This window comes from Algiphilus aromaticivorans DG1253 (assembly GCF_000733765.1).
Classification (GTDB): Bacteria; Pseudomonadota; Gammaproteobacteria; order Nevskiales; family Nevskiaceae; genus Algiphilus; species Algiphilus aromaticivorans.
The window spans coordinates 1,408,022-1,431,719 of sequence record NZ_JPOG01000001.1 but is presented as its reverse complement, the minus strand read 5'-3'; the positions used below and the strand labels follow the sequence as shown (position 1 = coordinate 1,431,719).

Sequence of the window (23,698 nt, the reverse complement as noted above, 5' to 3'; positions counted from 1 at the left end):
CACCTGCGGTGGCAGAACCTGGACTTGTGGCAGGCCGTCCATCATTCGGCGAATTGCTGACGCATCAGCAGCATCAGGAAGAAGGGCCCGCCGATCAGTGAGGTGACGAGGCCGATGGGCAGCTCAGCCGGGGCGACGATGACGCGCGCCAGGGCGTCGGCAGCGATGAGCAGCGTTGCGCCCAGCAGCGCCGAGGCCGGCAGTAGCCAGCGGTGATCGACGCCGCCCATCAGGCGCACGATGTGCGGGGCGACCAGGCCCACGAAGCCGATCAGCCCGGTCATGGCCACCGAGGCCCCCACCGCCAGCGCGCAGACCAGCACGGCGGCCTGCTTCATGCGGTGCGCGGGGTAGCCCAGATGCCCGGCTACGGCCTCGCCCAGCAGCATGGCGTTGAGCGGCCGCGCCAGCCAGGGCGCAGCGCAGGCCAGCGCCAGCATCCAGGGCGCCAGCAGGCGGATTTCCGCCCAGCCCGCATGCGCCAGGCTGCCCATGGTCCAGAAGGTGAGCGTGCGCAGCTGGGTGTCATCAGCCAGGAAGGTGAGAATGCCGGTGCCGGCGCTGGCGATGGCGTTGATGGCGATGCCGGCCAGCAGCAGCTTCGCCACGGAGGTGTTGCCGCCGCGCGTGGCGATGCGCCAGACGGCCAGCGTGGCCACCAGCGCGCCGATGAAGGCCGCGGCCGGCATCAGCAACGGCGACACGCCCAGGCCGAAGCTGGCCATGACGCGCTCGCCGAGCACGATGACGGTGACCGCACCCAGCGCCGCGCCGGCCGAGATGCCGATCAGCGCCGGGTCGGCCAGCGGATTGCGGAACAGGCCCTGCAGGATGGCACCGGATACGGCCAGCGCCGCGCCCACGAGCGCGCCCAGGGCGATGCGCGGCAGGCGCAGCTCCTGCACGACGAAGCCGGCCTGGCCCTCGCCGCTGCCGAATAGCGCCGGCAGCAGCTCGCTCAGGCCGACGGCGACGGGGCCGATGGCGAGCCCCGCTGCCGCGACGACCACCAGCGCCAGGCCGAGGGCGCCCAGCCCGGCGCCGGCGGGCAGGCGCCTCAGTCCCGCTTCCATGCCGCGAACTCGGGGTTCGTTGCTGCGGCGCGGAGCTCGGCCATGGCGTCGACCACGCGCGGGCCGAAGCCCAGCAGATACATGCTGTCGCGCACCAGCACGCGGCCGGCGCGGCCGGCCGGTGTGCGCGCCAGCGCCGGCCAGTCCTCGGCGCGGAAGGCGCCGGGCGCGGTTTCGGCGACGACGATGAGGTCCGCCTCGCTCTGCAGCAGGGCCTCGCGGCTCAGGGGCTTGAAGCTGTCCATTCCGCGCGCGGCGTTGCGCAGGCCGAGGGACTGCAGCAGCGCATCCGCTGAGCTGTCCGCCCCGCCGGCCATCAGCCGCTCGCCGCCCGGCGCCAGCAGCAGGAGCACCTCCGGTGCCGGCTCGTCGGAAAACTCGGTCGGGATGCTGGCGAGGCGGCCTTCCAGCTCGGCGGCCAGGGTTTCGCCGCGCTCTTCCAGGCTCAGCTGTCGGGCTACACGGCGCACCTGCTCGGGCAGCTCGCGCGGGTTGCGCATGGCGGGAAGCACGTCCACCGGCATCGCCTTGCTCAGGCGCTCGATGCTGCTCGGCGGGCCGGCCTCGGCCGTGGTCAGCAGGCGATCCGGCTTCAGCGCCAGGATGCCCTCGACGGGCAGCGTGCGCAGATAGCCGAAGCGCGGCAGCTCGCGCGCCTCGGGCGGCCAGTTGCTGGTGGTGTCGACGCCGACGATGCGGTCGCCGGCGCCGAGGGCGAAGACGATCTCGGTGGCGCAGCCGCCGGCGACCGCCAGGCGCTCTTCGGCGCTGGCCGTCGGCGCGGCGGCCAGCGCACCCAGCGCCAGCAGGCCGCTTGCGGCACGGGCGATCAGGCGGCGCATGCGGCCTCCAGCGCGTCGAGATGCGCGCGCCAGGCGGTCAGCTCCGGCTTGCCGGGCTTGCGCGCGCCGAAGAGGCTGAGCACCAGCCGGCCCTCGTGGTTGAAGCAGTCCAGCGCGTTGACGTCGCCGTCCGCCGACGGCCGGCGCACGCGCCAGCACTGCGCCAGCGCCTCGGTGCGCACGTGCAGGTTGAAGGCCGGGTCCAGCACGTTGTACCAGGGGCCGGTACGCGCCAGCTTGTGCACTTCGCCGCTGAAGATCTGCACCGTGCCGGGGTTGTAGACGAAGGCCATGATCGGCGTGTCGTCGGCGACTGCCTGCAGCAGGCGCTCCAGGGCATCCACCGGCAACGGCCGCGCCCAGTCCTCGCCGACGGCCTCCAGCGCGCTGAGGCGGTCGGTTTCGTGCCGGCGCAGCAGGCTGTGGAAGTGGTGCAGATCCCTCAAGCGCGACCAGTCGTGGCGTAGCGCTACCGGGTCCGTGCACAGCCGGCGCGGTTCGGGCGGCTCCACGGCTTCCAGCGGCACGTCAGCCGAGATCGGGTCGGCGAGACAGGCGATCAGGCGGTGCCAGGCGTCGTCGTTGGTGGCTTCGGTGCGGTAGATCTTGTGCAGCGCGTTGCCGGCGGCGTCGAAGCACTGCAGGCTGGCGCGCTCGCCCTCCTCCACCGCGCAGGCATGGCGCCAGCGATTGAAGAACAGCCGCAGGTCCAGCGCGCCGGTGGACAGCGCCATGCCGGTACGCGGGTTGTGGTGGAAGTTCTCCAGCTCGCCGGTGGTTTCGTGCACCACCTCGTTGTTGCGCGCCAGCGTCATGACCGGGCCGACGCCGCGCAGGGCCTCGAAGATGGCCGGGAAATCCGGCCGCAGCGCGCGCACGCGCTCCGGATCGGTACGCAGCAGCGCCAGCTCGCTGACGCCGAGCTGCTCGGCGGCGTTGCGGATGCGCAGCTTCGGGTCCGCTTCGCGCAGCTGCTGCCAGCGCTCGCTCAGCGGGGTGCTTTCCTGCATCGGGGCGCCCATGATCACTCCGCCTCCAGCTGACGCCAGCGAATGGTCGGCTGGCCGCTGGCGCCGGTGCCGTCGTAGTAGTCGATGACCTGCACGGCGAAGCGGGCGGCGCTGTCGTCCTCCGGATCGCTGTCGACCAGGTAGACGCGGTAGTTCGGCCACAGGCGGTGCTGGCCCTGCAGGTTGTAGGCGTACCAGGATTCGCTGGCGAAGATGCCAGTGCTGGTATCGGGCTGGTAGAGGCCGGCAATGTTTTCCCCGGACGGATCGGTGGTGGCCGAGGCGTAGTCCGCCAGCTCCTCCCACGCGAAGGGCCCGAAGCCGGCTGCGTCGCCGGCGCCGCTCGGGCCGCCGTTGCTGCGCAGGAAGAAGTCGCGGCCCTCGAAGCCGATCTGCAGGTCCCAGGCCGTACCTTCGCAGGCGACCGTGGCGTCTGTGTCGAAATCGAAGCAGCGCGAGCCACCTTCCGAGGGGATCGAGCCGCTGAAGCTTGCCGAGCCCGTGAACTGATCAACACCCGCCGGCTGCACGTCGAAGGCGATCTCGAAACCCTGCACGCCCTGGCCGGCGCGCGTCGGGAAGTCGATCTCGGTGACGCGCATGCGGGCGTAGCTGTCGCCCTCGCCGCTGCGCAGCAGCCAGCCGTTGTCGGGTTCGGCCGTGATGTTGCCGGTGGCGAAGTTGTAGCGGTACCAGTCTTCGCCGAAGACGGTGGTGATGCTGTCGGTGACGAACTCCGGCTCCTCGAAGTCGTCGTTCATCAGCATATCGAGGTAGTCCTCGGCCGTGGCGTTGAGAAAGACGCTGGCGTTGGGCTCGCCTTCGTCGTCGTAGAAGTCCTCCTGCGGCGCGATGAGGCCGCCGGCGGCGCTGCCGGGGCCGGAAGTCCCGCCGTTGACGGCGATGTTGAAACGGCGCAGGGCGACATGCCAGGCCGTGGATTCGGCCGCGTCGGCGGCGTCCATGTCCAGGACGTCGCCGGTGGCGAGGTCGATGTAGACCCAGGCCTCGCTGTCGCTGGCGTCGACGCGGCGCTGCTCGACGCCTTCCGGCAGGTCGGGATCGGGCGGATCGTCGCTGCCGCCGTTGTCGCCACCGTCACCGCCGCCGCCACTGCTGCAGGCGGCGACGGTCAGCAGCGTCAGCGCCGTCAGGCCCAGGCGGGAGAATCGGAAAATCGTTGCGTCATTCATGTTGCTTGGCTCCATCGTGGAAAGGGTCATCGGCTGCCGAAGCGGTAACGGGCGCCGAGGTAGACGAAACGCCCGCTCACCGGCCCGAAGTCATCCGGGTCGGCGAAGTCGCGCTGGCGATCGAAGAGGTTGTCGATGCCGCCGTAGACGGCGACGGCGGAAGTGAGGTCGTGATTCAGGCGCAGATCGAGCACAGTCCAGGCCGGCGAACGCGCGCCGGTGGCGCTGTCGACCAGCTCGTCGCTCTGGTAACGGCCGCGCAGGCCGATCTCGGTGGCTCTCAACAGCGTCCAGTCCAGGCCGAGGCGCCCCTGATGGCGCGGTCGGCGCGTCAGCTCGTCGCCGCTGGTGCGGTCGCGGGTCTGCATATAGGTATAGCCGCCGCTCAGGCGTAGCCAGCTGGCCAGCCGAGCCTGGGCGCCGAGCTCAATGCCGCGCGTGCGGGCGCGCTCGACGTTGTCGTAGCGGAACTGCTGAATTCCGTCCTCGACCTCGGCGTTGTCGGCGTCGACCTGGATGAGATTGCGCAGCTGGTTGTCGAAGGCGCCCAGCTCCAGCCAGAAGGCGCGTCCCCAGCTCTGCGTCCAGCCGATCTGGAAGCTGTTGGATTCCTCCGGCTGAAGATCCGGGTTGCCGATGACGACGTAACCGAGCTGGCTGTGGTCGAAGCGGTAGTGGCGCTCCTTCAGATTGGGCACGCGGTAGCCCTGCCCCCAGCCGAGACGCAGGCTGCCGGTGGAGGCGTCGCCCTGCCACAGGCGCAGGCGCAGATTGGCGCTGCCGACCGTGTGGCCGCCGAAGTCGGAATCCTCCTGCGCTCGCACGCCGAGCAGCAGCTCCACGGCGTCGCCGCCGAGAAGCTGGTCGCCCCACCCCGGTGGCGGCGTCAGCGTCAGCTGCGTCCACAGCTCGCGGCTGTCGCGGCGCACGCGTGCACCGTCCAGCTCGGTGGCGCCGTCCTTGGTCTGTTGCAGGCTTTCGCGGCGCAGGTCGGCGCCCAGCTGCAGGCGCTGGCCGGCCGGCAGCGGCAAGTTGGTCTGCAGGCTGTACTGGCCGAGGCCGATGTCGGCGTCGCGGTCGTCGAAGCGCTGGGCCTCGGCGCGCTTGATGCTGTCGATGGCCAGGCGCTCCTCGAGGAAGCGCCCCTCCACGCCGATGCCGTTGTACCACTGCCAGCGCCCGCCGCCTTGGATGCGGTCGCGAGTGACGTCCTCGTACTTGGATTGCGGCGCGTTGCGGCCAGGCAACGCTAGCTCGTAGCGGCTTTCGGCGTCTTCGGTGAAGCGGCCGGCCTGCAGGCGGAAGGCGCCGGCCGGTGACGGATGCCATTCGCCGCGCAGGTCGAGCTGCTGGCGGTCGACGGCGTCGCCCGGCTGCGGCCAGCTCTCCGGCTGCGGGTCGATGCCGTCGCGCTCGCGGCGGTCGCCGGTCAGACGCAGGCGCCAGCGCTCGCTGCCGCCTTCCAGGCGCAGCGCGGCGTGGCGGTCGCCGGCGTCGGCGGCTTCGCCGGAGGGGTTCTGGTCGCCGAAGCTGCCGAGATCGCCGCGCAGCTCGCCGGACAGGCCCGGCGCGATGCGGCGCGTGATGACGTTGATGACCCCACCCATGGCCTCGCTGCCGTACTGCGCCGACAACGCGCCCTTGACGATCTCGATGCGCTCGATGTCCATCAGCGCGAGCTGGCTGACGTCGACGGTGGAGCCGGTGGTCGCGGTCAGCGGCAGGCCATCGACCAGCACCAGCACCTGCTCGCCGGACAATCCCTGCAGCGAAACCTCGTGCCCGGCCTTGCCGTGAATCTCGCGCAGCTGCAGGCCGGGGACGTTCTCCAGGCCTTCCTTCAGCGTGCGGGCGTGGGTGCGCTCCAGTTCCTCGCGGCGGACCAGCTCGGTGCGCACGGGGGTCTCGACCACCGGCCGCTCATCGCGCGTGCCGGTGACGACGACGTCATCAAGCTCGGTCGCGGCAAGCGCGGCCGGCGTAGCGCTGGCCAGCAGCGCGGCGCATAGCACGACGCCGGTCGCCTGACCGGCTCGGCCATCGCCTGCTGCACATCGGACCCCCATCGGCATCTGCTCTGCATCGAATAATAATGATTCGCATTTGATACGAATGCAGGGCAGTTGTCAATGCTGATGCGAGCTATTCGCATTTCTAAATTATGGATTGGCCGGGAGCGTTGCTTTGGCTGTGCGGGGCGGAAGCTCGATCGTGGCGTTCAAGTATCGGCCAAGTGAGGGTCGCTTCGCGCCACATTAATCCGTGGGCAGCCCACGGTCCTCGAAGTGGTGCCATATGCGAAGAACCACGACTGCATCGTTGTGCACCAGATAACGCACGACGTAATTGCCGAATACGACGTCGCGAATGGATCGCGGTTCGGGGGCGAGCGAAACGGGGCGCCCCATTCTCGGAAAGTCGCGGATGTGTTCCAGGCGTGCCAACAGCTCGGCACCGACGCGAGCCGCTGCGTGAGGGTCGTGCTCGGCGATGAACTCGCGAAGCCGACGAAGATCGGCGACCGCTTCTGCGCTGTAACTGAGCTTCACTTCCCGCTTTCTGGTGGCGGCAGCTCGTCATCGCGGCCCCAGCTTTGCAGCCAGTCGTGCACCTTCTCTCCGGCAATCACCTTGCCATTGGCCGCGGATTCAACGGCAGCGAGCGTCTCTTGCCAGCGCTGCTGCTCCTGCTGATGTTGCGCCAGATACTCGGAGAGCGCTTGGTTGATGATCCAGCCCTTGCTTCGTTTGAGCTGGACAGCGGTATCCGCCAGGCTTTTTTCGATTTCCGGCCGCAAACGGACGGTTGTTACTGCCATCGGCTGGGCTCCTGAAGCGCGACTACTATGTATTACATCATAGTGAGTACGGCCGTGGGGGCCGTGCGGATCTGCTGCGGGTGCTTTTGCCCCGGCGGTTTCCCTTCTCCTGGGCCCTCTCCCCTAACCCCTCTCCCGCTAGCGGGAGAGGGGAAGTGGGGTGTGGGGTGCAGGGGAAACGATGCTGACTCAGTCTTCGTAGACCAGAAGCAGGTCCTGGGCGTTGACGGTGCGGCCGGACTGGGCGATGACTTCCTTGATGGTGCCTTCGCGTTCGGCACGGATCTGGGTTTCCATCTTCATCGCCTCGATGGAGAGCAGCGAATCGCCCTTGCGTACCTTCTTGCGTACTTCGACGCTGACCGAGGCAATCATGCCGGGCATGGGAGCACCGACGTGCGCCGGGTTGCCGGGCTCGGCGACGCGGGCTTCGTCGGCGGCTTCGGCGCCTTCCATCTTGATGCGCGCGGTGCGGGGCTGGCCGTTGAGCTCGAAGAAGAGCTTGACCACGCCCTGCTCGGCCGCCTCGGCCCGGCCCAATAGCCGAATGACCAGGGTCTTGCCGGGCTCCAGGTCGACGGCGGTTTCCTCGTTCTCCTGCATGCCTTCGAAGAAGACCGTGGTGGGCAGCACGGAGACGTCACCGTACGTCTTGCGCTGGGCGGCGTAGTCGGCGAAGACCTTGGGGTACATCAGATGCGAGGCCAGGTCGGTTTCGTCGACTTCCTCCTGCTCCAGCTGCTCGGCCAGCTTCTTGCGCTCGGCGTCGAGGTCGGTGGGCGGCAGCACCGCGCCCGGACGTTCGGTGAGCGGCTTCTCGTCGCCCAGCACCTTCTTCTGGATGGCTTCCGGGAAGCCGTCCGCGGGGAAGCCCAGCTCGCCACGCATCAGCGAGACCACCGATTCCGGGAAGGCGATGTCGCGCTCCGGGTCCAGCACGTCCTCGGGCGTGAGGTTGTTGGCGATCATGAACAGCGCCATGTCGCCGACTACCTTGGAGGTGGGTGTGACCTTGACGATGTCGCCGAAGAGCTGGTTGACGTCGGCATAGGCCTGCGCGACTTCCGGCCAGCGCGATTCCAGGCCGAGGCCGCGCGCCTGCTCGCGCAGATTGGTGTACTGCCCGCCGGGCATCTCGTGGCGGTAGACGTCGGCGGTGCCGGAACGGATGTCCGGCTCGAAGGCGCCGTAGTAGCGGCGCGCGCCTTCCCAGTACTGTGAGATCGCACGCATGGCCTCGGGGTCGACGCCCGGGTCGCGCGGGCCGCCGCGCAGGGCCGCGGCGATGGCGCCGAGGTTGGGCTGCGAGGTGAGCCCGCTCATGGCGTCCATGGCGCCGTCGACGGCGTCGGCGCCGGCCTCGACGGCTGCCAGCACGCTGGCGGCGCTGATGCCGCTGGTGTCGTGCGTGTGGAAATGGATGGGCAGACCGACGGTGTCCTTCAGCGCCTTGACCAGCGTGCGCGCGGCCTCGGGCTTGCAGACGCCGGCCATGTCCTTGATGCCCAGCACGTGCGCACCGGCGGCTCCCATTTCCCTGGCCAGGCGCAGGTAGTAGTCGAGGTTGTACTTGGGCCGCGACGAATCAAAGATATCGCCCGTGTAGCAGATGGCCGCTTCGCAGAGCATGCCGGTCTCGCGCACGGCGTCGATGGCGACGCGCATGTTGTCGACGCTGTTGAGCGCGTCGAAGACGCGGAACAAGTCGATGCCATTGTCCGCGGCTTGCTGCACGAAGTGCTTGACCACGTTGTCCGGGTAGTTGGTGTAGCCGACCGCGTTGGAAGCGCGCAGCAGCATCTGCAGCAGCACGTTCGGCATGGCCCAGCGCAGTTCGCGCAGGCGCTGCCAAGGATCTTCGCGCAGGAAGCGCATGGCGACGTCGAAGGTCGCCCCGCCCCAGCACTCCATGGAAAACATCTGCGGCAACATGCGCGCGTAGTAGGGCGCGATGACGCGCATGTCCTGGCTGCGCATGCGCGTGGCGAAGAGCGACTGGTGGGCGTCGCGCATCGTGGTGTCGGTGAGCAGCACCTGTGGCTGCTCCAGCATCCATTTCGCGAAGCCCTCCGGGCCTAGCTGCTGCAGGCGCTCGCGCGTACCGGGCGTCGGCGGCACGGACAGATCCGTGCGCGGCAGGATCGGCGCTGGCGGGCGTTCGCCCAGCGGCGCTCTGCCCTTCATCTCCGGGTTGCCGTTGACGGTGACCTCACCGATGAAGTCGAGCAGCTTGGTGGCGCGATCGCGGCGCTTGGTGAACTGGAACAGCTCCGGCGTCTGATCGATGAAACGTGTGGTGGCTTCGCCGCTCTGGAAAGTCGGGTGGTTGATGACGTTCTCCAGGAACTGGAGATTGCAGGCCAGCCCGCGGATGCGGAACTCGCGCAGCGCGCGGTCCATGCGCTGCACCGTCTCTTCGTTGGTCGGCGCCCAGGTGGTGACCTTGACCAGCAGCGAGTCGTAGAAGGGCGTGATGACCGCGCCGGAATAGGCCGTGCCGCCGTCCAAGCGCACGCCGAAACCGGAGGCGCTGCGGTAGACGGCCAGCCGCCCGTAGTCCGGGCGGAAATCGTTCTCCGGATCCTCGGTGGTGACGCGGCACTGCAGCGCGAAGCCGTCGTGAGTGATCTGCGCCTGTTCCGGCACGCCACAGATTCCGTCGCCGATGCGCTGGCCCTCGGTGATGCGGATCTGCGCCTTGACGATGTCAATGCCCGTGATTTCCTCGGTCACGGTGTGCTCGACCTGGACGCGCGGATTGACCTCGATGAAGTAGAAGGCGTCGGTGTCGGCATCCATCAGGAATTCGACGGTGCCGGCATGGGTGTAGCCCACCGCCCTGCCCAGCTTGAGCGCGGCCGCGCAAAGCTGCTCGCGCTGGTCCTCGGTCAGGAAGGCTGCCGGCGCGCGCTCGACCACCTTCTGGTTGCGTCGCTGCACGGAGCAGTCACGCTCGTAGAGATGCACCAGATTGCCGTACTGGTCGCCGAGCAGCTGCACCTCGATGTGGCGCGCGCGCTGGACGAGCTTCTCGAAGTAGACCTCGCCGTTACCGAAGGCGGATTGCGCCTCGCGCTTGGCCACCGGCACGGTGGATTCCAGATCGTCGCTGCTTTCGACGATGCGCATGCCGCGGCCGCCGCCGCCCCAGCTGGCCTTGAGCATCAGCGGGTAGCCGATGCCCTCGGCGATCTCGCGCACCTGCGCCATGTCATCGGGCAGCGCGGCGCTGGCCGGCATCACCGGTACACCGGCTGCCTCTGCGGCGTTGCGCGCGGCGATCTTGTTGCCCAGCGTGCGCATGACGTTGGCGCTGGGGCCGATGAAGGCAATGCCGGCTTCGGCGCAGGCATCGGCGAATTCGGGGCTCTCGGAGAGGAAGCCGTAGCCCGGATGGATGGCATCGGCGCCGCATTGGCGCGCGATGCGCAGGATGTCGTCGATGTTCTGGTACGCGGCGATGGGCTTGTCGCCCTCGCCCACCACGTAGCTTTCGTCCGCCTTGAAGCGGTGCAGCGAGAAGCGGTCCTCGCGCGCATAAATGGCGACGGTACGGATGCCCAGCTCCGCCGCGGCACGCATGACGCGGATCGCGATCTCGGAACGGTTGGCTACCAGCAGCTTGCGGATCTGCATGCGTGTCTCCCTTTGTGTCCCTGCATTATGCCGATGGCATCAGTGACAGCACATCAGGTAGCAAAGCCTGTGCCGAAACGCCGGGTTTCTCGCGACAAGCCCTCAATCCATGAATTGCAAAGAGCGGGTCTGAACGCCTTTCTCCTCCGAGGACTGAGGAGAGGAAACTGCGCTCTCAGGCGTGCGCCTGGGGATGGCCTTGATAGCGCGTCGGGTCCGGCACACCGGCAACCTCGAAGCCTTCGCGGCGCAGGCGGCAGGCGTCGCAGGCGCCACAGGCGCGGCCGTCGTCGTCGGCCTGGTAGCAGGAGACGGTCTGGCTGTAATCCACACCAAGCGCGCTGCCACGGCGGATGATTTCGGCCTTGGGCAGGTCGATAAGCGGGGCGCGGATATCGGTCGGACGGCCCTCGACGCCGGCCTTGGTTGCCACCCTGGCGAGCGCGCGGAAGGCTTCGATGAAGTCCGGCCGGCAGTCCGGGTAGCCGGAGAAGTCGACGGCGTTGACGCCGATGTAGATGGCCTCGGCTTCCAGCACCTCGGCCCAGCCCAGTGCTATGGAAAGGAACAGCGTGTTGCGCGCCGGCACGTAGGTGACCGGGATGCCTTGCCCGCCGTCCTCGGGCACGTCGATGGCGGCATCGGTGAGTGCCGAACCACCGAAGCGGCCAACATCGGAGACGTCGATTTCCCGGTGGCTGGCCGCGCCATGCGTTTCTGCCAGCTGGCGCGAGGCGCGCAGCTCGGCGTTGTGGCGTTGGCCGTAGTGCACGGCGAGGCAGTGGCAGTCGAAACCGTCGGCGCGGGCCATGGCCAGCACGGTGGCCGAATCCAGTCCGCCGGAAAGCAGAACGACTGCGCGCGGCCGGTCGTCAGCGGCCTGCGACATCGCCCCACAGGACCTTGTGCAGCTGTACCTGGAAGCGCACCGGCGGGGCGTCGGCCACCACCCAGTCCGCCAGCTGCGCCGGGTTCAGCGCGGGCACGGCCGGCGAGAAGAGAACCTCGGCCGCACAGTCATCCAGCCGCTCGCGCAGCACCTGCAGTGCCCAGTCGTAATCGGCGCGCGAGGCAATGACGAACTTCACCTGCTCCTCGGCGCGCAGCTCGCCCAAAGCCTCCCAGAGCTGACGCTCGGACTCGCCGGAAGCCGGCGTCTTGATATCCACCACGCGCAGCACGCGCGGGTCCAGGTCACGGAAATCGATGGCCCCGCTGGTCTCGATGGAGACCTGGTAGCCGGCGTCGCACAGCGCCGCGAGCAGCTTCTTGCATTCCTTCTGCGCCAGCGGCTCGCCGCCGGTAACGCAGACATGACGAACGCCGGTGTCGGCAACGTGCTGCAGCACGTCGTCCATGGCCATGCGCTCACCGCCGTGGAAGGCGTACTCGGTATCGCAGTAGCTGCAACGCAGCGGGCAGCCGGTCAGGCGAACGAAACAGGTGGGAAGGCCGGTGTGTCGGCCTTCCCCCTGCAGCGAGCGGAAGATCTCCGTGATGCGAAGAAGCGCCTGCCCACTGCGGGCAGGTGCCGCGCCCACAGCACCGAGCGCCTCGGTGTCCGGCAGGCCACTCAACGTTGGGACAGGCGTTGCAGTCGCTGCTTCGCGAGGTTCGCCGCGCTGGAGTCGCCGTGATTGTCGACGATCGCCTGGAAGCGCTTCCGTGCATCCTCGGGGCGTTCGAGCTCTTCCAGGGCAAAGCCCGCCTTCAGCAGTGCATCCGGCTTACGGGAAGAACCCGGATGATCCTCAAGCAGACGATCGAACTTGTCGAGCGCCTTCTCGTAGTTGCGCTGCACGTAGTGCGACTCACCGGCCCAATAGAGTGCGGTGTCCGCATAACGGCCGTCGGGCCAGTTGCTGACAACGTTCTCGAAGCCGAGGATGGCGTCGGAGTAGTTGCCCTGCTTGAGCAGATCGAAGGCTTTCAGGTAGGCCTGCTCCTCCTTGGGGTCGCGCTCGGCGGGCTGGCTGCTGCCGCCACCCAGCGAGCCGGTGGTGACATCAGGTGTATCACCCCCGCTGCGGGCGGACGGCCGTTCGCCGCCTTCCAGCCCGGCAATACGGCGCTCCATGTCATCCAGCCGGCTCGTACTGCGTTGACGCAGGCGCTCGACGGTATTGCTCAACCGCTCGACTTCGCCGCGCAGGGCACGCATCTCGTCGGCCAGCGCCATCGGACCGCCGGAGAGCTGCGCGTCGCCGATGTTGTCGATGCGACGCGTGTTCTGCTCCAGCTGCGACTCGATGTCGCGCAGCCGGCGTTCCTCGGGGCTGATCTCATCGCCTTCATTGATCGGGCCGCCAAAGCCGGCGCAACCGGAAAGCGCGAGCGCCAGTGCCGTTGCGGCAGCGGGCGCCCACGTCCGATGTCGCAGGGCTGCGATATCGCGGCGGAGACTCATCGGTAGACGATCTCCACGCGGCGGTTCTTGGCCCAGGCTTCCTCATTGGAACCGGAAACCGCCGGGCGCTCTTCGCCATAGCTAACCACGCTGAACTGATCGCTCGACACACCGCGGGCGGTCAGCACGCGGGCAACCGCCTGCGCACGACGCTCGCCGAGGCCGATGTTGTACTCGCGCGTTCCGCGCTCGTCGGTGTGGCCTTCCAGGCGCACGCGGACATCCGGGTTACGGGTCAGGAAATCGGCGTGCTTCTCGACGGTGCTGCGCCCTTCACGCGAGAGGTCGGAGCTGTCGAACTCGAAGTAGACGGTGTTCTCGCGTTCCAGCTCGGCCTTCTTCTGCGCCATCTTCTCTTCTTCGGACATCGGCAGCGGCTCGGCCGAACCACGGCGCTCGTCGCCCATGCCGCTGGTATCGCGCTCGCTGGTCTGGGAGGTATCGGCGCTGCTGGCGTCGCTGGTCGAACGCTCACCGGTGCTGGCGCAAGCCGAAAGCAGGAGGGCGGCGCAAGCCGAAAGCATCAAATAACGGATTTTCATGACGGTTCCCTGTGTGTTGTTGAGAAGGTATGGGTACGGCGGCTAGGCGGTTGGGACCCGGCAAATGTCTAGCGCGGGTCGAGAAAAGGTGACCAGGCCGGTTCGCGCACGTTCGCCGTCTGTCTAAGATTCTGCCGGACGCGCGCGTCGGTTGTCACCGTGGCCAGCTCGGCGCCGCCCGCACCGCGCGTGGCGTAGATCACCATCTGGCCATTGGGAGCGAAGGAGGGGCTTTCATCCAGGCGCCCATTGGTCAGCGGCAGCAGCGATTCGCGCTTCAGGTCGAAGAGCGCAATCTGATAGCCGCCATTTTCGGGCGCGTGTACCAATACCAGTTCTTCGCCCTTGGGCGAGTATCTGGCTGCCAGGTTCTGGCGCCCTTCGAAAGTCAGGCGTTCGGGGTCGCCCTGGCCGTCTGACCGCATGCGGTAGATATGTGGTGAGCCACCGCGATCCGAGGTGAAGACGATCTGCTTGCCGTCGGGCGACCAGGAGGCCTCGGTGTCGATGCCCCAGTGCGTGGTCAGCCGGTTCTTGTTGCCGGAGTTCAGGTCGATGACGTAGATATCCGGATTGTCCTCGTAGGACAGTGTCACGGCCAGTTTCTTGCCGTCCGGCGACCAGGCCGGCGAGCCGTTGATGCCCTTTTCGCGCGCGACCTCGCGCTCGTTTCCGCTAGCGACGTCGATCGTGCGCACCGAGGAGCGTCCGGCGCGATAGGCCACATAGGCCAGCTTGCGCGCATCCGGCGACCAGGCCGGGGACATGATCGGCTCGTCGGATTTCACGAGGGTGCGCGGGTTGTAGCCGTCGGCGTCCGAGACCATGAGACTGAAGCGCTGGTCGTCGCCTGCCCCGATTGAGGTGATGTAGGCGATGCGGGTGTTGAAGACGCCGGCATTGCCCGTGATGCCCTCGAAGACAAGATCGGAGATGTCGTGCGCGGTATAGCGCAGGCGCTCTTCCTGACGCGGCGCAGGCATGTCGTAGGCCATGATGCGCTCGCCCTTGAAGACGTCGATGAGATGAAAGCGCGTGACGTTGTTGGCGCGCAGCTCGCCGATGACCACGTACTCCACACCCAGCGTGCGCCAGTTGCGCAGGCTGACATCGTCGGGCTTGCTGGGCTTTTCCAGCATGTCGCCGCGCGGCAGCGCCTCGAAGAGGCCGCTGCGATTGAAGTTGTCGGCAATGACGCGGGCGATATCGACCTGGCCGCCCTGGTTACCGGCGAATGGCACGATGGCGATGGGGATGGCTCGCTCCTCGCCGCCGCGCACGGTGATCTCGAACTCGGCGCGCGCGCTGGCAGTGGCAAGAAGCAGGAGAAGGCCCAGCAGCAGCGGGCCGGCAAGGCGCCACTCGCGGAAGGAAAGCCGGTCGGTCATGCGGTCTACAGCGGTCATCGCGGTTCCTGGAAATAAATCGACATTTCGCGTGGGGGCGTTTCGCCTTCCGGCAACGGTAGCGGCGAAGCGGCATCGACGGCGCGTTCCGCCGAACGATCAAACAACGCATTGCCTGAACTCTCGATGACTTGCACCGATGCCACCTCCCCGTTGGGCAGCACGATCAGCCGCAATTTGGCTTCCAGCGAGCCGTCGCTGGAGAGGCCCGGCGGGCGCCGCCAGTAGCGCTCGATGTGCGACGGCAGCCCGGAACCCCAACGGTTCAGCGTACGCTGCCGCTCTTCTGCGCGCATCTGCTCTTCCATGGCGCGTCGGCGCTCGGCCGCTTCCTGCCGGCGCCGCTCTTCCTCCTCTTGACGCTTGCGCTCGGCTTCCTCGCGCTTGCGACGCTCCTCGGCCTCCTTGCGCTTGCGCTCTTCCTCGGCCTTGCGACGTTCTTCGGCTTCCTTGCGTTTGCGCTCCTCTTCGGCCTTACGGCGTTCCTCGGCCTCGCGCTGCTTGCGCGCTTCTTCTTCCTTGCGACGCTGTTCCGCAGCTTTGCGCTCGCGTTCTTCCTCGGCTTTGCGCTGTTCCTCCGCCTTGCGCTTCCGTTCGGCCTCGGCCTGACGCTCGCGCTCTTCGGCTTGGCGGCGCTCGCGTTCGGCCTGCTCCTGTCGGCGCTGCTCTTCCTGGCGCTCCTGCTTTTCCTGCTCGCGCTGCCGCTGTTCCTCTTCGCGTTGGCGGCGGTCGGCTTCGGCGCGACGGCGGGCTTCAGCCTCGGCCTCTTTCTGGCGGCGCTGCTCGGCCTCGCGCTCCTGCTGCTGGGCTTCGGCCTCGCGCTGCCGCTCGACCTCGGCAGCCTGCTGCTGTTGCTGCTTGAAGGTGGGATCGAGCATGACGGCCTCGATCACCGGCGGCTTCTGCACATGTCGCGGCGCGAGGGCGTTGGACAGCAACACCCCCAGCGCCACGGCCAGATGCAGCAGCACGGCCGCAATAACGTAGCGCCGCTCCGGCATCAGCGACGCGAATCCGGGTCGGTGACGAAGCCGATGCGCTTGGCACCGGCGGATTGCAGCAGCACGCCACCGCGAGCCACGGCTTCATAGGCCACGGAGGCATCGGCGCGCACGAGAATCATGCGCTCCGGCTGGTTGCGCAGCACCGCCCCCAGGCGGCCCTCGATCTCGTCGGGGCTTAGGGCCTGATCCTGGTTTTCCCCGATGTCGAGGAAATAGCGGCCCTCGGCGTCGACATAGAGCGTGACCGGCTCGTTGTCCTCACCGGACATGGTCTCGCCGCCGACTTCGGGAAGGTTGACCTCGATACCGGGCTGCATCAGCGGCGCCGTCACCATGAAGATGACCAGCAGCACGAGCATGACGTCGATGTAGGGCACGACGTTCATCTCGTGCGCGAGCTTGCGCCGCGCCGAGGGTGCTGGAATGGGGGCCGCGCTCATCGTTCGCCTCCGTGACGGAGCCCCCGCTCCAGGATGCCGGCAAACTCATCCGCGAAAGTGCGATAGCGCGCGTCAAGCTGGCCGATGCGGCTGGTGAAGAGGTTGTAGGCGATGACCGCGGGGATCGCCGCGAACAGGCCCATGGCGGTAGCGATCAGCGCCTCGGCGATACCGGGGGCGACCATTGCCACCGTGGCCTGCTTCACCTGCCCGATGGCAATGAAGGCGTTCATGATTCCCCAGACCGTGCCGAAGAGGCCGATATAGGGGCTCACCGAGCCGATGGTGGCAAGCATGGCGAGGCCGGAATCCAGTCGCTCCGACTCGCGTGCGTGACTGACGCGCAGCCCGCGATGCGTGGCGTTGACGACATCCTCGACGTCCGCATCCGGTGTGTCGCGGGCGCGCTGGAACGCCTCGTAACCGTGCTGGAAGAGTGCGGCCAGACCCTGCGGCTGCTTGTCGCGCCCGATCTGCTCGTGCAGCTCCGAGAGCTTGCCGCCGGACCAGAAGCGGTCCTCGAAGCGATCGGAGGCCTGGGTGCTGTTGCGGATGTGATTCCGCTTGGCGAGGATCAGTGCCCAGGAGATCACGGAGGCGATGAGCAGGATCGCCATCACGATCTGGACGAGAAGGCTGGCCTGGCCGACGAGGCTGGCAATGGACATGTTGTCGCTCATGCGCGGGAGTTCCTTTGCGGGGCGATGGGTGAAGGAAGCGCTGCAGGACGGAAACTGGCGGCGTCGACGCAGGCTACCCGCACGTTAGCGGAAGCCAGCGTCCGGGTGCCGATCTGGACGGTCTGCGTGAAATCGATGCTCGCGCGCCGCAAGCGCGTGACTTGCGTGTGCACTTCCACCAGATCGTCCAGGCGGGCCGGCGCGACAAAGTTTACGTCGACGCGGCTAAGGGTAAAGGCGACGCCTTGCGCGCTCATGAATGCGCGGTGATCGCCGCCGCGGGCGCGCATCCATTCGGTGCGCGCGCGTTCCATCCAGCGCAGGTAGCTGGTGTGGTACGCGACGCCGCTGGCATCGGTGTCTTCGTAGTAGACACGTACGCTCAGCGCGGCTTCGGGATCGGTGAGAGCCATGTCAGTCATTCTGATCGAAGAGCGAGGCGCCGCGCGGTGTCGGCGGTGGCTCCAGCCCGAGCTGGCGCCAGGCCGGCGCACCGGCGACGCGGCCGCGCGGCGTGCGCAGCAGGTAACCCTGCTGCACCAGGAAAGGCTCGATGACGTCCTCCAGCGTGTCGCGCGACTCGCCGATGGCCGCGGCCAGTGCGTCGATGCCGGCGGGGCCGCCTTCGTAGCGCTCGATCAGCGTGCGCAGCAGGCGGCGATCGAGCAGATCCAGGCCGCTGGCGTCGACATCCAGCATATCCAGCGCGGCGCGTGCGGTCTCGGCGTCGATTTTCCCAGCTGCCCGCACCTGCGCATAGTCGCGCACGCGGCGCAGCAGGCGGTTGGCGATGCGCGGCGTACCGCGCGAGCGCATGGCGATCTCGGCCGCACCTTCCGCGGTGATGGCGGCGTCGAGAATGCCGGCGGCGCGGGTAACGATACCGGCCAGCTCTTCGGCGGTGTAGAACTCCAGACGCTGGACGATACCGAATCGGTCGCGCAGTGGGCTGGTCAGGCTGCCGGCGCGCGTTGTGGCGCCGACCAGCGTGAAGGCGGGCAGATCCAGGCGGATGGAGCGCGCGGCGGGCCCCTCGCCGATCATGATGTCGAGTTGGCAATCCTCCATCGCCGGATACAGAACCTCTTCGACGATGGGGCTGAGGCGATGGATCTCGTCGACGAAGAGCACGTCGTTGGCTTCGAGATTGGTCAGCAGGGCCGCCAGATCGCCGGGCCGCTCAAGCACCGGGCCGGATGTCTGGCGTAGTTGCACGCCCATCTCCTCGGCGAGGATGTGCGCCAGCGTGGTCTTGCCCAGGCCGGGCGGGCCGAAGATCAGTACGTGATCCAGCGCCTCACCGCGGGCGCGCGCAGCTTCGACGAAGAGACTCATCTGTTCGCGCACGACCGGTTGGCCAACGTAATCGGCGAAGCAACGCGGGCGGATGCGCGCGTCGATGCGACGCTCCTCCTCGCCCGCCGCCGGGCCGACCAGTCGCTCGTCGTCGCCACCGTTCATCGCACCGCGCTCCGCAGTGCCGCGCGCAGCAGATTGTCGGCGCCCATGCCGTCCTCCCAGACCTTGCCGATCATGCGTTCGGCCTCGGCGGGCTTGTAGCCGAGAGACAGCAGTGCGGCGCGCGCCTCGTCACGCGGATCAGCGGCGTCGCCGACCGCGCCGACAGTCGCCGGCGTTACCGGCGTGCCCTCGGCCTCAGCGCGGTCGCGCATTTCCACGAGCAGCCGCTCGGCCGTCTTGCGCCCGACGCCGGGCAGCTTGACGAGCAGCGCGGTGTCGTCATCGCGCACGGCCTGCCAGAAGGCTTCCGCGCCCATGCCGGAGAGAATGGTCAGCGCCAGCTTGGGACCGACGCCGGTGGTGCGGATGAGATTCCGGAACAGCCGGCGCTCAGCCTCGCTGGCGAAGCCGTAGAGCAACTGCGCGTCCTCGCGGACGACCATATGCGTGAGCAGCGTCACTTCGCTGCCGGTTTCGCCGAGCTGGAAGATCGTCGACAGCGGCGCCTCGATTTCGTAGCCGACGCCCGCGACGTCAACCAGCAGCCACGGCGGCTGCTTGGCGGCAAGCGTGCCCCGGATACGGCCGATCATCGCTTCGAACGCTGCGAGCGCCGCGTCCAGCGCGCGCCAGCGGGCATGCCGGTGCGTGCGGCGAGCGGCGCGCTGTGCGCGTGGCACAGCGCCACCGCGAGCGCATCCGTGCAGTCGAGCTCCTGTTGGCTGGCGTCCATCTTCAGCAGTATGCCGACCATGTGCCGTACCTGCTCCTTGCTGGCCCGCCCGCTGCCGACGACGGCCTTCTTGATCTGCGAGGCGCTGTATTCGGCGAGGCCCAGGCCAGCCTGGCCGCTGCACGCGAGCAGTGCGCCACGCGACTGGCCCAGCATGAGGGCGCTGGCGATGTTGCGGCCGACGAAGACCTTCTCGATGGATAGCACTTCGGGTTGATGCTGGCGGATGAGCGCGGCGAGTTCCGTCTGGATGCTGCCCAGGCGCGCGGCAATGTCGGCGCCATCGGCACGAAGCACACCTGCCGCGATACAGGTGCTGTCACGCAAACCGCCGTCGATGATGCCGTAGCCGGCCACGCGCGATCCCGGATCCACCCCAAGAATGCGCATGGTCCGGCTGCCTCAGGCTTCGGAAAAGGCGTTGGCCGGGAAGCTGGCGTTGCTGTAGACGTTCTGCACATCGTCCAGCTCGTCGAGGCGTTCCAGCAGCTTGAGGACACGTTCGACGTTGTCCGTGTCGACCTCCACGGTCACGGCCGGCCGCTCGGTGACGTCCGCTTCCTCGATGCTGAAACCTGCCTCGGCAAGGGTGTCGCGCACCTGCTGGAAATTCTCGGGTGTTGTCAGCACTTCGGCGCTGACGCCTTCCTCGTCCTCGGCCAGGTCCTCGGCGCCGGCTTCGAGCGCGGCTTCCAGAAGGCCGTCCAGCGCGCCGGACTCGTGCAGCGTCACCTGGATGACGCCCTGACGCGAGAAGAGATAGCCCACCGAGCCATCCTCGCCGAGATTGCCGCCGTGCTTGGAGAAGGCGTGACGGACATCGGCCACGGTGCGCGTGCGGTTGTCGGTCATGCAGTCGACCATTACCGCGATACCGCCCGGCGCGTAGCCCTCGTAGCGGACCTCCTCGACCTGATCACCACCCGCTTCGCCGGAACCGCGCCGCACGGCCCGCTCGATATTCTCCTTGGGCATGGACACGGCCAAAGCCTTGTCGACGGCCAGGCGCAGCCGCGGGTTGCCCTCGATATCGGCACCGCCCATGCGGGCGGCAACGGTGATTTCGCGCACCAGCTTCGTGAAGATCGCGCCACGCTTCTTGTCCTGCGCGTTCTTGCGATGCTGGATGTTGGACCACTTGGAATGTCCGGCCATGGGCAGCCCCGATCTAGAAGTTCAGGCGCAACCCTACGATCGCGCTGTTGTCGCGCAGATCGCTGCCGGGAATATCCTCGACTTCCACGCGCACTTGGCGCACGCCGGCGTAGACAGAGGCATCGCGGATGATCTCGTAGTCCAGCGTGATGGCGGCGTCGATGTAGCGCTCGATGTCCCCAAAGGAGAGCACGCTCGGTGCGTAGAAGGCGTAGCCGACGAGGCCGATACGGTTGAAATCCGGGAGCCGCAGGTCGAAGTCGCCGCCGACGGCGACCGCGCCACCGGAGCCACCGCGCTGGTCGATGCCGGCTGCACGCAGTCCGAGACCCACCTGGACGTCGGCGTTACGCGCGCCGGCGTCACCGCTAACCATCAGCGCCGCGTGGCCGATGTTGAGACGCGCATCGCGCTTATCGCTGTAGAGGTAACCGAGGTCGTAGCGCGCGTTGTCGCGCTGGCCAAAGGACAGCGGCCCGGACAGCGCCGCACGAACCGCATCACTGGAGACATTCAGATCGAGCGTCTCGGCGCCGGCGGTGGTGGATAGCAGCAGGAGCGCTGCCGCGGAAAGAGCTTTCTTCAGCAAGGACTACTCCTTAGAGCAGGAATGAATGACGGTTACTTGCCGCGCTTCTTGTTGACCGCGTGGATGGCAAGCCCATCCACAGACAACACGGCTTCGTGCAAGGTTTCCGACAGCGTCGGGTGACTGTGCATGGTCAGCGCGACGTCCTCGGTGGTGGCGCCATACTCCAGCGCGAGCACGGCCTCGGCGAGTAGCTCCGAGACGTAGGGCCCGCTCATGTGCACGCCAAGAATGCGGTCGGTCTTGACGTCGGATATCACGCGCACCATGCCGGCGGTCATTTCCAGCGCCTTGGCGCGGCCGTTGGCGGCGAAGGGCGCCTGGCCGGTCTTGACCTCGAAGCCGGCCTCGGTGGCCTGCTTTTCGGACATGCCCACCCAGGCGATCTCGGGACTGGTGTAGATGACGCAGGGCACGGCGTTGTAATTGACGGCCACACCCTTGTGGCCGGCGAGCTGCTCGGCGAGCACCACGCCCTCTTCGATGGCCTTGTGCGCCAGCATCTGACCGCCGATGACGTCGCCGACCGCGTAGACACCTTCGGCACTGGAGCGATAGTTCTCGTCGACGACTACGAAGCCGCGATCGTCGCGCTCGACGCCTGCTTCCTCGGCACCGAGATTATCGGTGTTGGGGGCACGGCCGACGGCGACGATGAGCTTGTCGACATCCAGTGACTGCTCCTCGCCTTTCAGCTCGTAGCTGAGACTGACCTTGGACTTCATGACCTTGGCGCCGGTCACCTTGGCGCCGAGTTTGATGTCCATGCCCTGCTTGCCGAACTGGCGGAGTGAATCCTTGGATACGGCCTGATCCACCATCGGCAGGAAATCGGGCATGGCCTCCAGAATGGTCACTTCGGCGCCCAAACGGCTCCAGACACTGCCCAGCTCGACGCCGATGACGCCGGCACCGATGACGCCCAGGCGCTTGGGGACGGACTCGAAATCCAGCGCACCCCAGGAATCTACGACGCGGTCGCCGTCGAAGGGCGCGATCTTCTTCAGCTCGACGGGCTTCGATCCGGTGGCGATGACGATGTGCTTGGCAGAAAGCTCGCGCGCCTCGCCTTCCATGGGCTCGTAACGCACCTTGCCCTTGCCGGCGAGGCTGCCGGTGCCGGGCAGTCCTTCCACGCCATTGGCCTTGAAGAGCGTGCGGATGCCGCCGGTGAGCTGGCCCGAGATATCGTTCTTGCGCTTCTGCATGGCGGCCAGGTCGAGGCTCGCCTTGCTGATGTTGATGCCGTGGGTGGCGAACTCGTGCTGGGCCCGGTGATAGAGCTCACTGGACTCCAGCAAGGCCTTGGAGGGGATGCAGCCGGCGTTGAGACAGGTGCCGCCGAAGGCATGGCCGCCGTCCCGGTTCAGCCAGTTGTCGATGCATGCCACCGACAGGCCGAGCTGGGCCGCGCGGATCGCGCAGGGGTAGCCCGCGGGCCCGCCGCCAATGACCACGACATCGTAGGAATCGCTCATCTCGCCCAACCTCCGGAAAACGTATTTGTCAGCGCGCACGCATTATAGGCCCCACAAAGAAAAAGGCCGGTCGGAACCGGCCTTTCTCGTGCTTCGGAAGCAGGCTGTCGATCAGCGCAGCGACATATCGAAGCTGTAGCCCGCGCCGATGGCGACGGCCAGCGAATCGTCGCTGGGATTGCGATCGTCGTCGAAGTCGATATAGCGCAGCGCGGCGTAGGTGTTGAGACCGGGCAGCACCTCGTAGAAGGCGCCGATCGAGCCGCCGAGACCGCTGATGGCCGGTGCCGGCGCGTCATCCGCAAAGTCGAGGTAGCTGACGGCAGCCGCCAGGCTGAGGCGCGCATCGAGCGGCATGGTGGCGGTCACCGTGGAGTAGTGGCGCTCGCGCGATTCAGCGTCGACGTCGACGTACTCGTAGTTGGCGCCGATCGAGATCCCGTCCAGATCGATGATGCCGGAGGCGCGGAAGTTGGTGCTCTCGCCCGGCGAACCACCCACGGAGGCGTCGCTGTTGAAGGGCACGCCGGAGATGGCCTCGTTGCGGATCTCGAGGTACTGCAGGCTGACCTCGAAGGGCATATCGCGCGCCAGCTCGCTGGCATAGCTCACGCCCGCACCATAGTCGTGGTCATTCTCCGTGCTGCCGTCCGGGTAGAGGTTGGCGTTGACCTTGAAGCCATCGTAGTTGCCCGATTGCAGCTCGACGACGCGGTCGGAGAAGCCGTTGCTCAGATTCGACAGACCGTAGTTGGCGCCCTGGCCAGCCACGGTGGCAGCCGTGCCGGAGAAGCCGGCGACGGAGGTGTCGTAGAAGGGATCGACACGCTGACCGGCGCGTGCATACGCGGCACGGAAACGACCCAGCGTGATGCGACCATAGTCGGATTCGATGCCGGCGTAGAACTCACGCACGAAATCCTCGCCCAGCGAGCCGGAGCCGTTGAGGCCGCCCGTGAAATCGGAATCCGGGTTGTAGATGTCCATGCCGCGCTCGTAGCGCGCGAAACCGGTAACGCCCCCTTCGGCGACCTTGGCGGTCAGACCGATGCGCGAGGCGTTGTTATGCAGATTGGTGTTGTCACCGGCGTCGCTATCGAAATAGCTCCCTGAAAAGCCGACGTGCCCGTCGAGGTCGACGGAGGTCTCTAACGCTGCGGCAGGCGCCGACAGCAGACCCAGCGCACAGCTGGCTGCGATGCTTCGCTTCATTTACTTCTCCCGTGCCTAA

Annotated in this window: 24 protein-coding genes; all 24 read right to left on the bottom strand. The window is 67.4% G+C overall.

Translation table 11 applies throughout. The features are described from left to right. Positions 1 to 41: 41 nt before the first annotated feature. Positions 42 to 1,073, bottom strand: coding sequence for a FecCD family ABC transporter permease (locus U743_RS06580; RefSeq protein ID WP_043766586.1), 1,032 nt, complete (start codon positions 1,071 to 1,073; stop codon positions 42 to 44). Next, entirely contained in the window at positions 1,058 to 1,915 is an 858-nt protein-coding gene (locus tag U743_RS06575) for a heme/hemin ABC transporter substrate-binding protein (RefSeq protein ID WP_043766584.1), read from the bottom strand. The genes U743_RS06580 and U743_RS06575 overlap by 16 nt, the downstream gene beginning before the upstream one ends. After that, complete coding sequence (locus U743_RS06570) at positions 1,903 to 2,937, bottom strand: hemin-degrading factor (protein WP_043766582.1); 1,035 nt, start codon at positions 2,935 to 2,937, stop codon at positions 1,903 to 1,905. The genes U743_RS06575 and U743_RS06570 overlap by 13 nt, the downstream gene beginning before the upstream one ends. Positions 2,938 to 2,939: 2 nt before the next feature. Continuing rightward, on the bottom strand, positions 2,940 to 4,118 hold the full coding sequence (locus tag U743_RS06565) for an HmuY family protein (RefSeq protein ID WP_084191403.1): 1,179 nt from the start codon (positions 4,116 to 4,118) through the stop codon (positions 2,940 to 2,942). Between the two features lie 26 nt (positions 4,119 to 4,144). Continuing rightward, positions 4,145 to 6,184 (bottom strand): TonB-dependent receptor plug domain-containing protein, encoded by a 2,040-nt coding sequence (locus U743_RS06560; protein ID WP_084191402.1) that lies wholly within the window; start codon positions 6,182 to 6,184, stop codon positions 4,145 to 4,147. Positions 6,185 to 6,373: 189 nt separating this feature from the next. Beyond that, positions 6,374 to 6,667: a type II toxin-antitoxin system RelE/ParE family toxin gene (locus U743_RS06555; RefSeq protein WP_043766580.1), complete on the bottom strand. Its 294-nt coding sequence runs from the start codon at positions 6,665 to 6,667 to the stop codon at positions 6,374 to 6,376. After that, entirely contained in the window at positions 6,664 to 6,936 is a 273-nt protein-coding gene (locus tag U743_RS06550; RefSeq protein WP_043766578.1) for a CopG family ribbon-helix-helix protein, read from the bottom strand. The genes U743_RS06555 and U743_RS06550 overlap by 4 nt, the downstream gene beginning before the upstream one ends. A 189-nt stretch (positions 6,937 to 7,125) precedes the next feature. Next, positions 7,126 to 10,572, bottom strand: coding sequence for a pyruvate carboxylase (locus U743_RS06545; protein ID WP_043766576.1), 3,447 nt, complete (start codon positions 10,570 to 10,572; stop codon positions 7,126 to 7,128). A gap of 175 nt (positions 10,573 to 10,747) precedes the next feature. Beyond that, positions 10,748 to 11,461, bottom strand: a complete 714-nt coding sequence (gene queC, locus U743_RS06540; RefSeq protein WP_043766573.1) for a 7-cyano-7-deazaguanine synthase QueC — start codon at positions 11,459 to 11,461, stop codon at positions 10,748 to 10,750. Then, the gene (gene queE, locus U743_RS06535) at positions 11,445 to 12,113 is read right to left on the bottom strand and encodes a 7-carboxy-7-deazaguanine synthase QueE (RefSeq protein ID WP_043771433.1); all 669 of its coding nucleotides are present in this window, start codon (positions 12,111 to 12,113) and stop codon (positions 11,445 to 11,447) included. The genes queC and queE overlap by 17 nt, the downstream gene beginning before the upstream one ends. 32 nt (positions 12,114 to 12,145) lie before the next feature. Continuing rightward, a complete protein-coding gene (gene ybgF, locus U743_RS17985) occupies positions 12,146 to 12,979 on the bottom strand; it encodes a tol-pal system protein YbgF (protein ID WP_052367608.1) in 834 nt (277 codons plus the stop codon). Next, entirely contained in the window at positions 12,976 to 13,521 is a 546-nt protein-coding gene (pal, locus tag U743_RS19690) for a peptidoglycan-associated lipoprotein Pal (protein ID WP_052367607.1), read from the bottom strand. Before pal ends, ybgF begins: the two co-directional genes overlap by 4 nt. A 68-nt stretch (positions 13,522 to 13,589) precedes the next feature. Further along, positions 13,590 to 14,927 carry a Tol-Pal system beta propeller repeat protein TolB gene (gene tolB / locus U743_RS06520; protein ID WP_232226735.1) on the bottom strand — a complete coding sequence of 446 codons (1,338 nt, stop codon included), beginning with the start codon at positions 14,925 to 14,927 and terminating at the stop codon, positions 13,590 to 13,592. Beyond that, on the bottom strand, positions 14,924 to 15,928 hold the full coding sequence (gene tolA / locus U743_RS06515; RefSeq protein ID WP_052367606.1) for a cell envelope integrity protein TolA: 1,005 nt from the start codon (positions 15,926 to 15,928) through the stop codon (positions 14,924 to 14,926). The genes tolB and tolA overlap by 4 nt, the downstream gene beginning before the upstream one ends. Continuing rightward, positions 15,928 to 16,371 carry an ExbD/TolR family protein gene (locus U743_RS06510; RefSeq protein ID WP_043766571.1) on the bottom strand — a complete coding sequence of 148 codons (444 nt, stop codon included), beginning with the start codon at positions 16,369 to 16,371 and terminating at the stop codon, positions 15,928 to 15,930. The genes tolA and U743_RS06510 overlap by 1 nt, the downstream gene beginning before the upstream one ends. Then, positions 16,368 to 17,051, bottom strand: coding sequence for a protein TolQ (gene tolQ, locus U743_RS06505; RefSeq protein ID WP_043766568.1), 684 nt, complete (start codon positions 17,049 to 17,051; stop codon positions 16,368 to 16,370). The genes U743_RS06510 and tolQ overlap by 4 nt, the downstream gene beginning before the upstream one ends. Next, positions 17,048 to 17,464, bottom strand: coding sequence for a tol-pal system-associated acyl-CoA thioesterase (ybgC, locus tag U743_RS06500; protein ID WP_198021956.1), 417 nt, complete (start codon positions 17,462 to 17,464; stop codon positions 17,048 to 17,050). Before ybgC ends, tolQ begins: the two co-directional genes overlap by 4 nt. 1 nt (position 17,465) lies before the next feature. Next, the gene (gene ruvB, locus U743_RS06495; RefSeq protein WP_043766562.1) at positions 17,466 to 18,512 is read right to left on the bottom strand and encodes a Holliday junction branch migration DNA helicase RuvB; all 1,047 of its coding nucleotides are present in this window, start codon (positions 18,510 to 18,512) and stop codon (positions 17,466 to 17,468) included. Further along, the gene (ruvA, locus tag U743_RS06490; protein WP_043766559.1) at positions 18,509 to 19,105 is read right to left on the bottom strand and encodes a Holliday junction branch migration protein RuvA; all 597 of its coding nucleotides are present in this window, start codon (positions 19,103 to 19,105) and stop codon (positions 18,509 to 18,511) included. The genes ruvB and ruvA overlap by 4 nt, the downstream gene beginning before the upstream one ends. Beyond that, positions 19,102 to 19,635 carry a crossover junction endodeoxyribonuclease RuvC gene (gene ruvC / locus U743_RS06485; protein WP_043766555.1) on the bottom strand — a complete coding sequence of 178 codons (534 nt, stop codon included), beginning with the start codon at positions 19,633 to 19,635 and terminating at the stop codon, positions 19,102 to 19,104. Before ruvC ends, ruvA begins: the two co-directional genes overlap by 4 nt. A gap of 12 nt (positions 19,636 to 19,647) precedes the next feature. Further along, entirely contained in the window at positions 19,648 to 20,400 is a 753-nt protein-coding gene (locus U743_RS06480; RefSeq protein WP_043766551.1) for a YebC/PmpR family DNA-binding transcriptional regulator, read from the bottom strand. A gap of 13 nt (positions 20,401 to 20,413) precedes the next feature. Then, a complete protein-coding gene (locus U743_RS06475) occupies positions 20,414 to 20,989 on the bottom strand; it encodes a YfaZ family outer membrane protein (protein WP_043766549.1) in 576 nt (191 codons plus the stop codon). 32 nt (positions 20,990 to 21,021) lie between these two features. After that, a complete protein-coding gene (lpdA, locus tag U743_RS06470; RefSeq protein ID WP_043766546.1) occupies positions 21,022 to 22,467 on the bottom strand; it encodes a dihydrolipoyl dehydrogenase in 1,446 nt (481 codons plus the stop codon). 111 nt (positions 22,468 to 22,578) lie between these two features. Next, a complete protein-coding gene (locus tag U743_RS06465) occupies positions 22,579 to 23,679 on the bottom strand; it encodes a porin (RefSeq protein ID WP_043766543.1) in 1,101 nt (366 codons plus the stop codon). Positions 23,680 to 23,698: the final 19 nt, after the last annotated feature.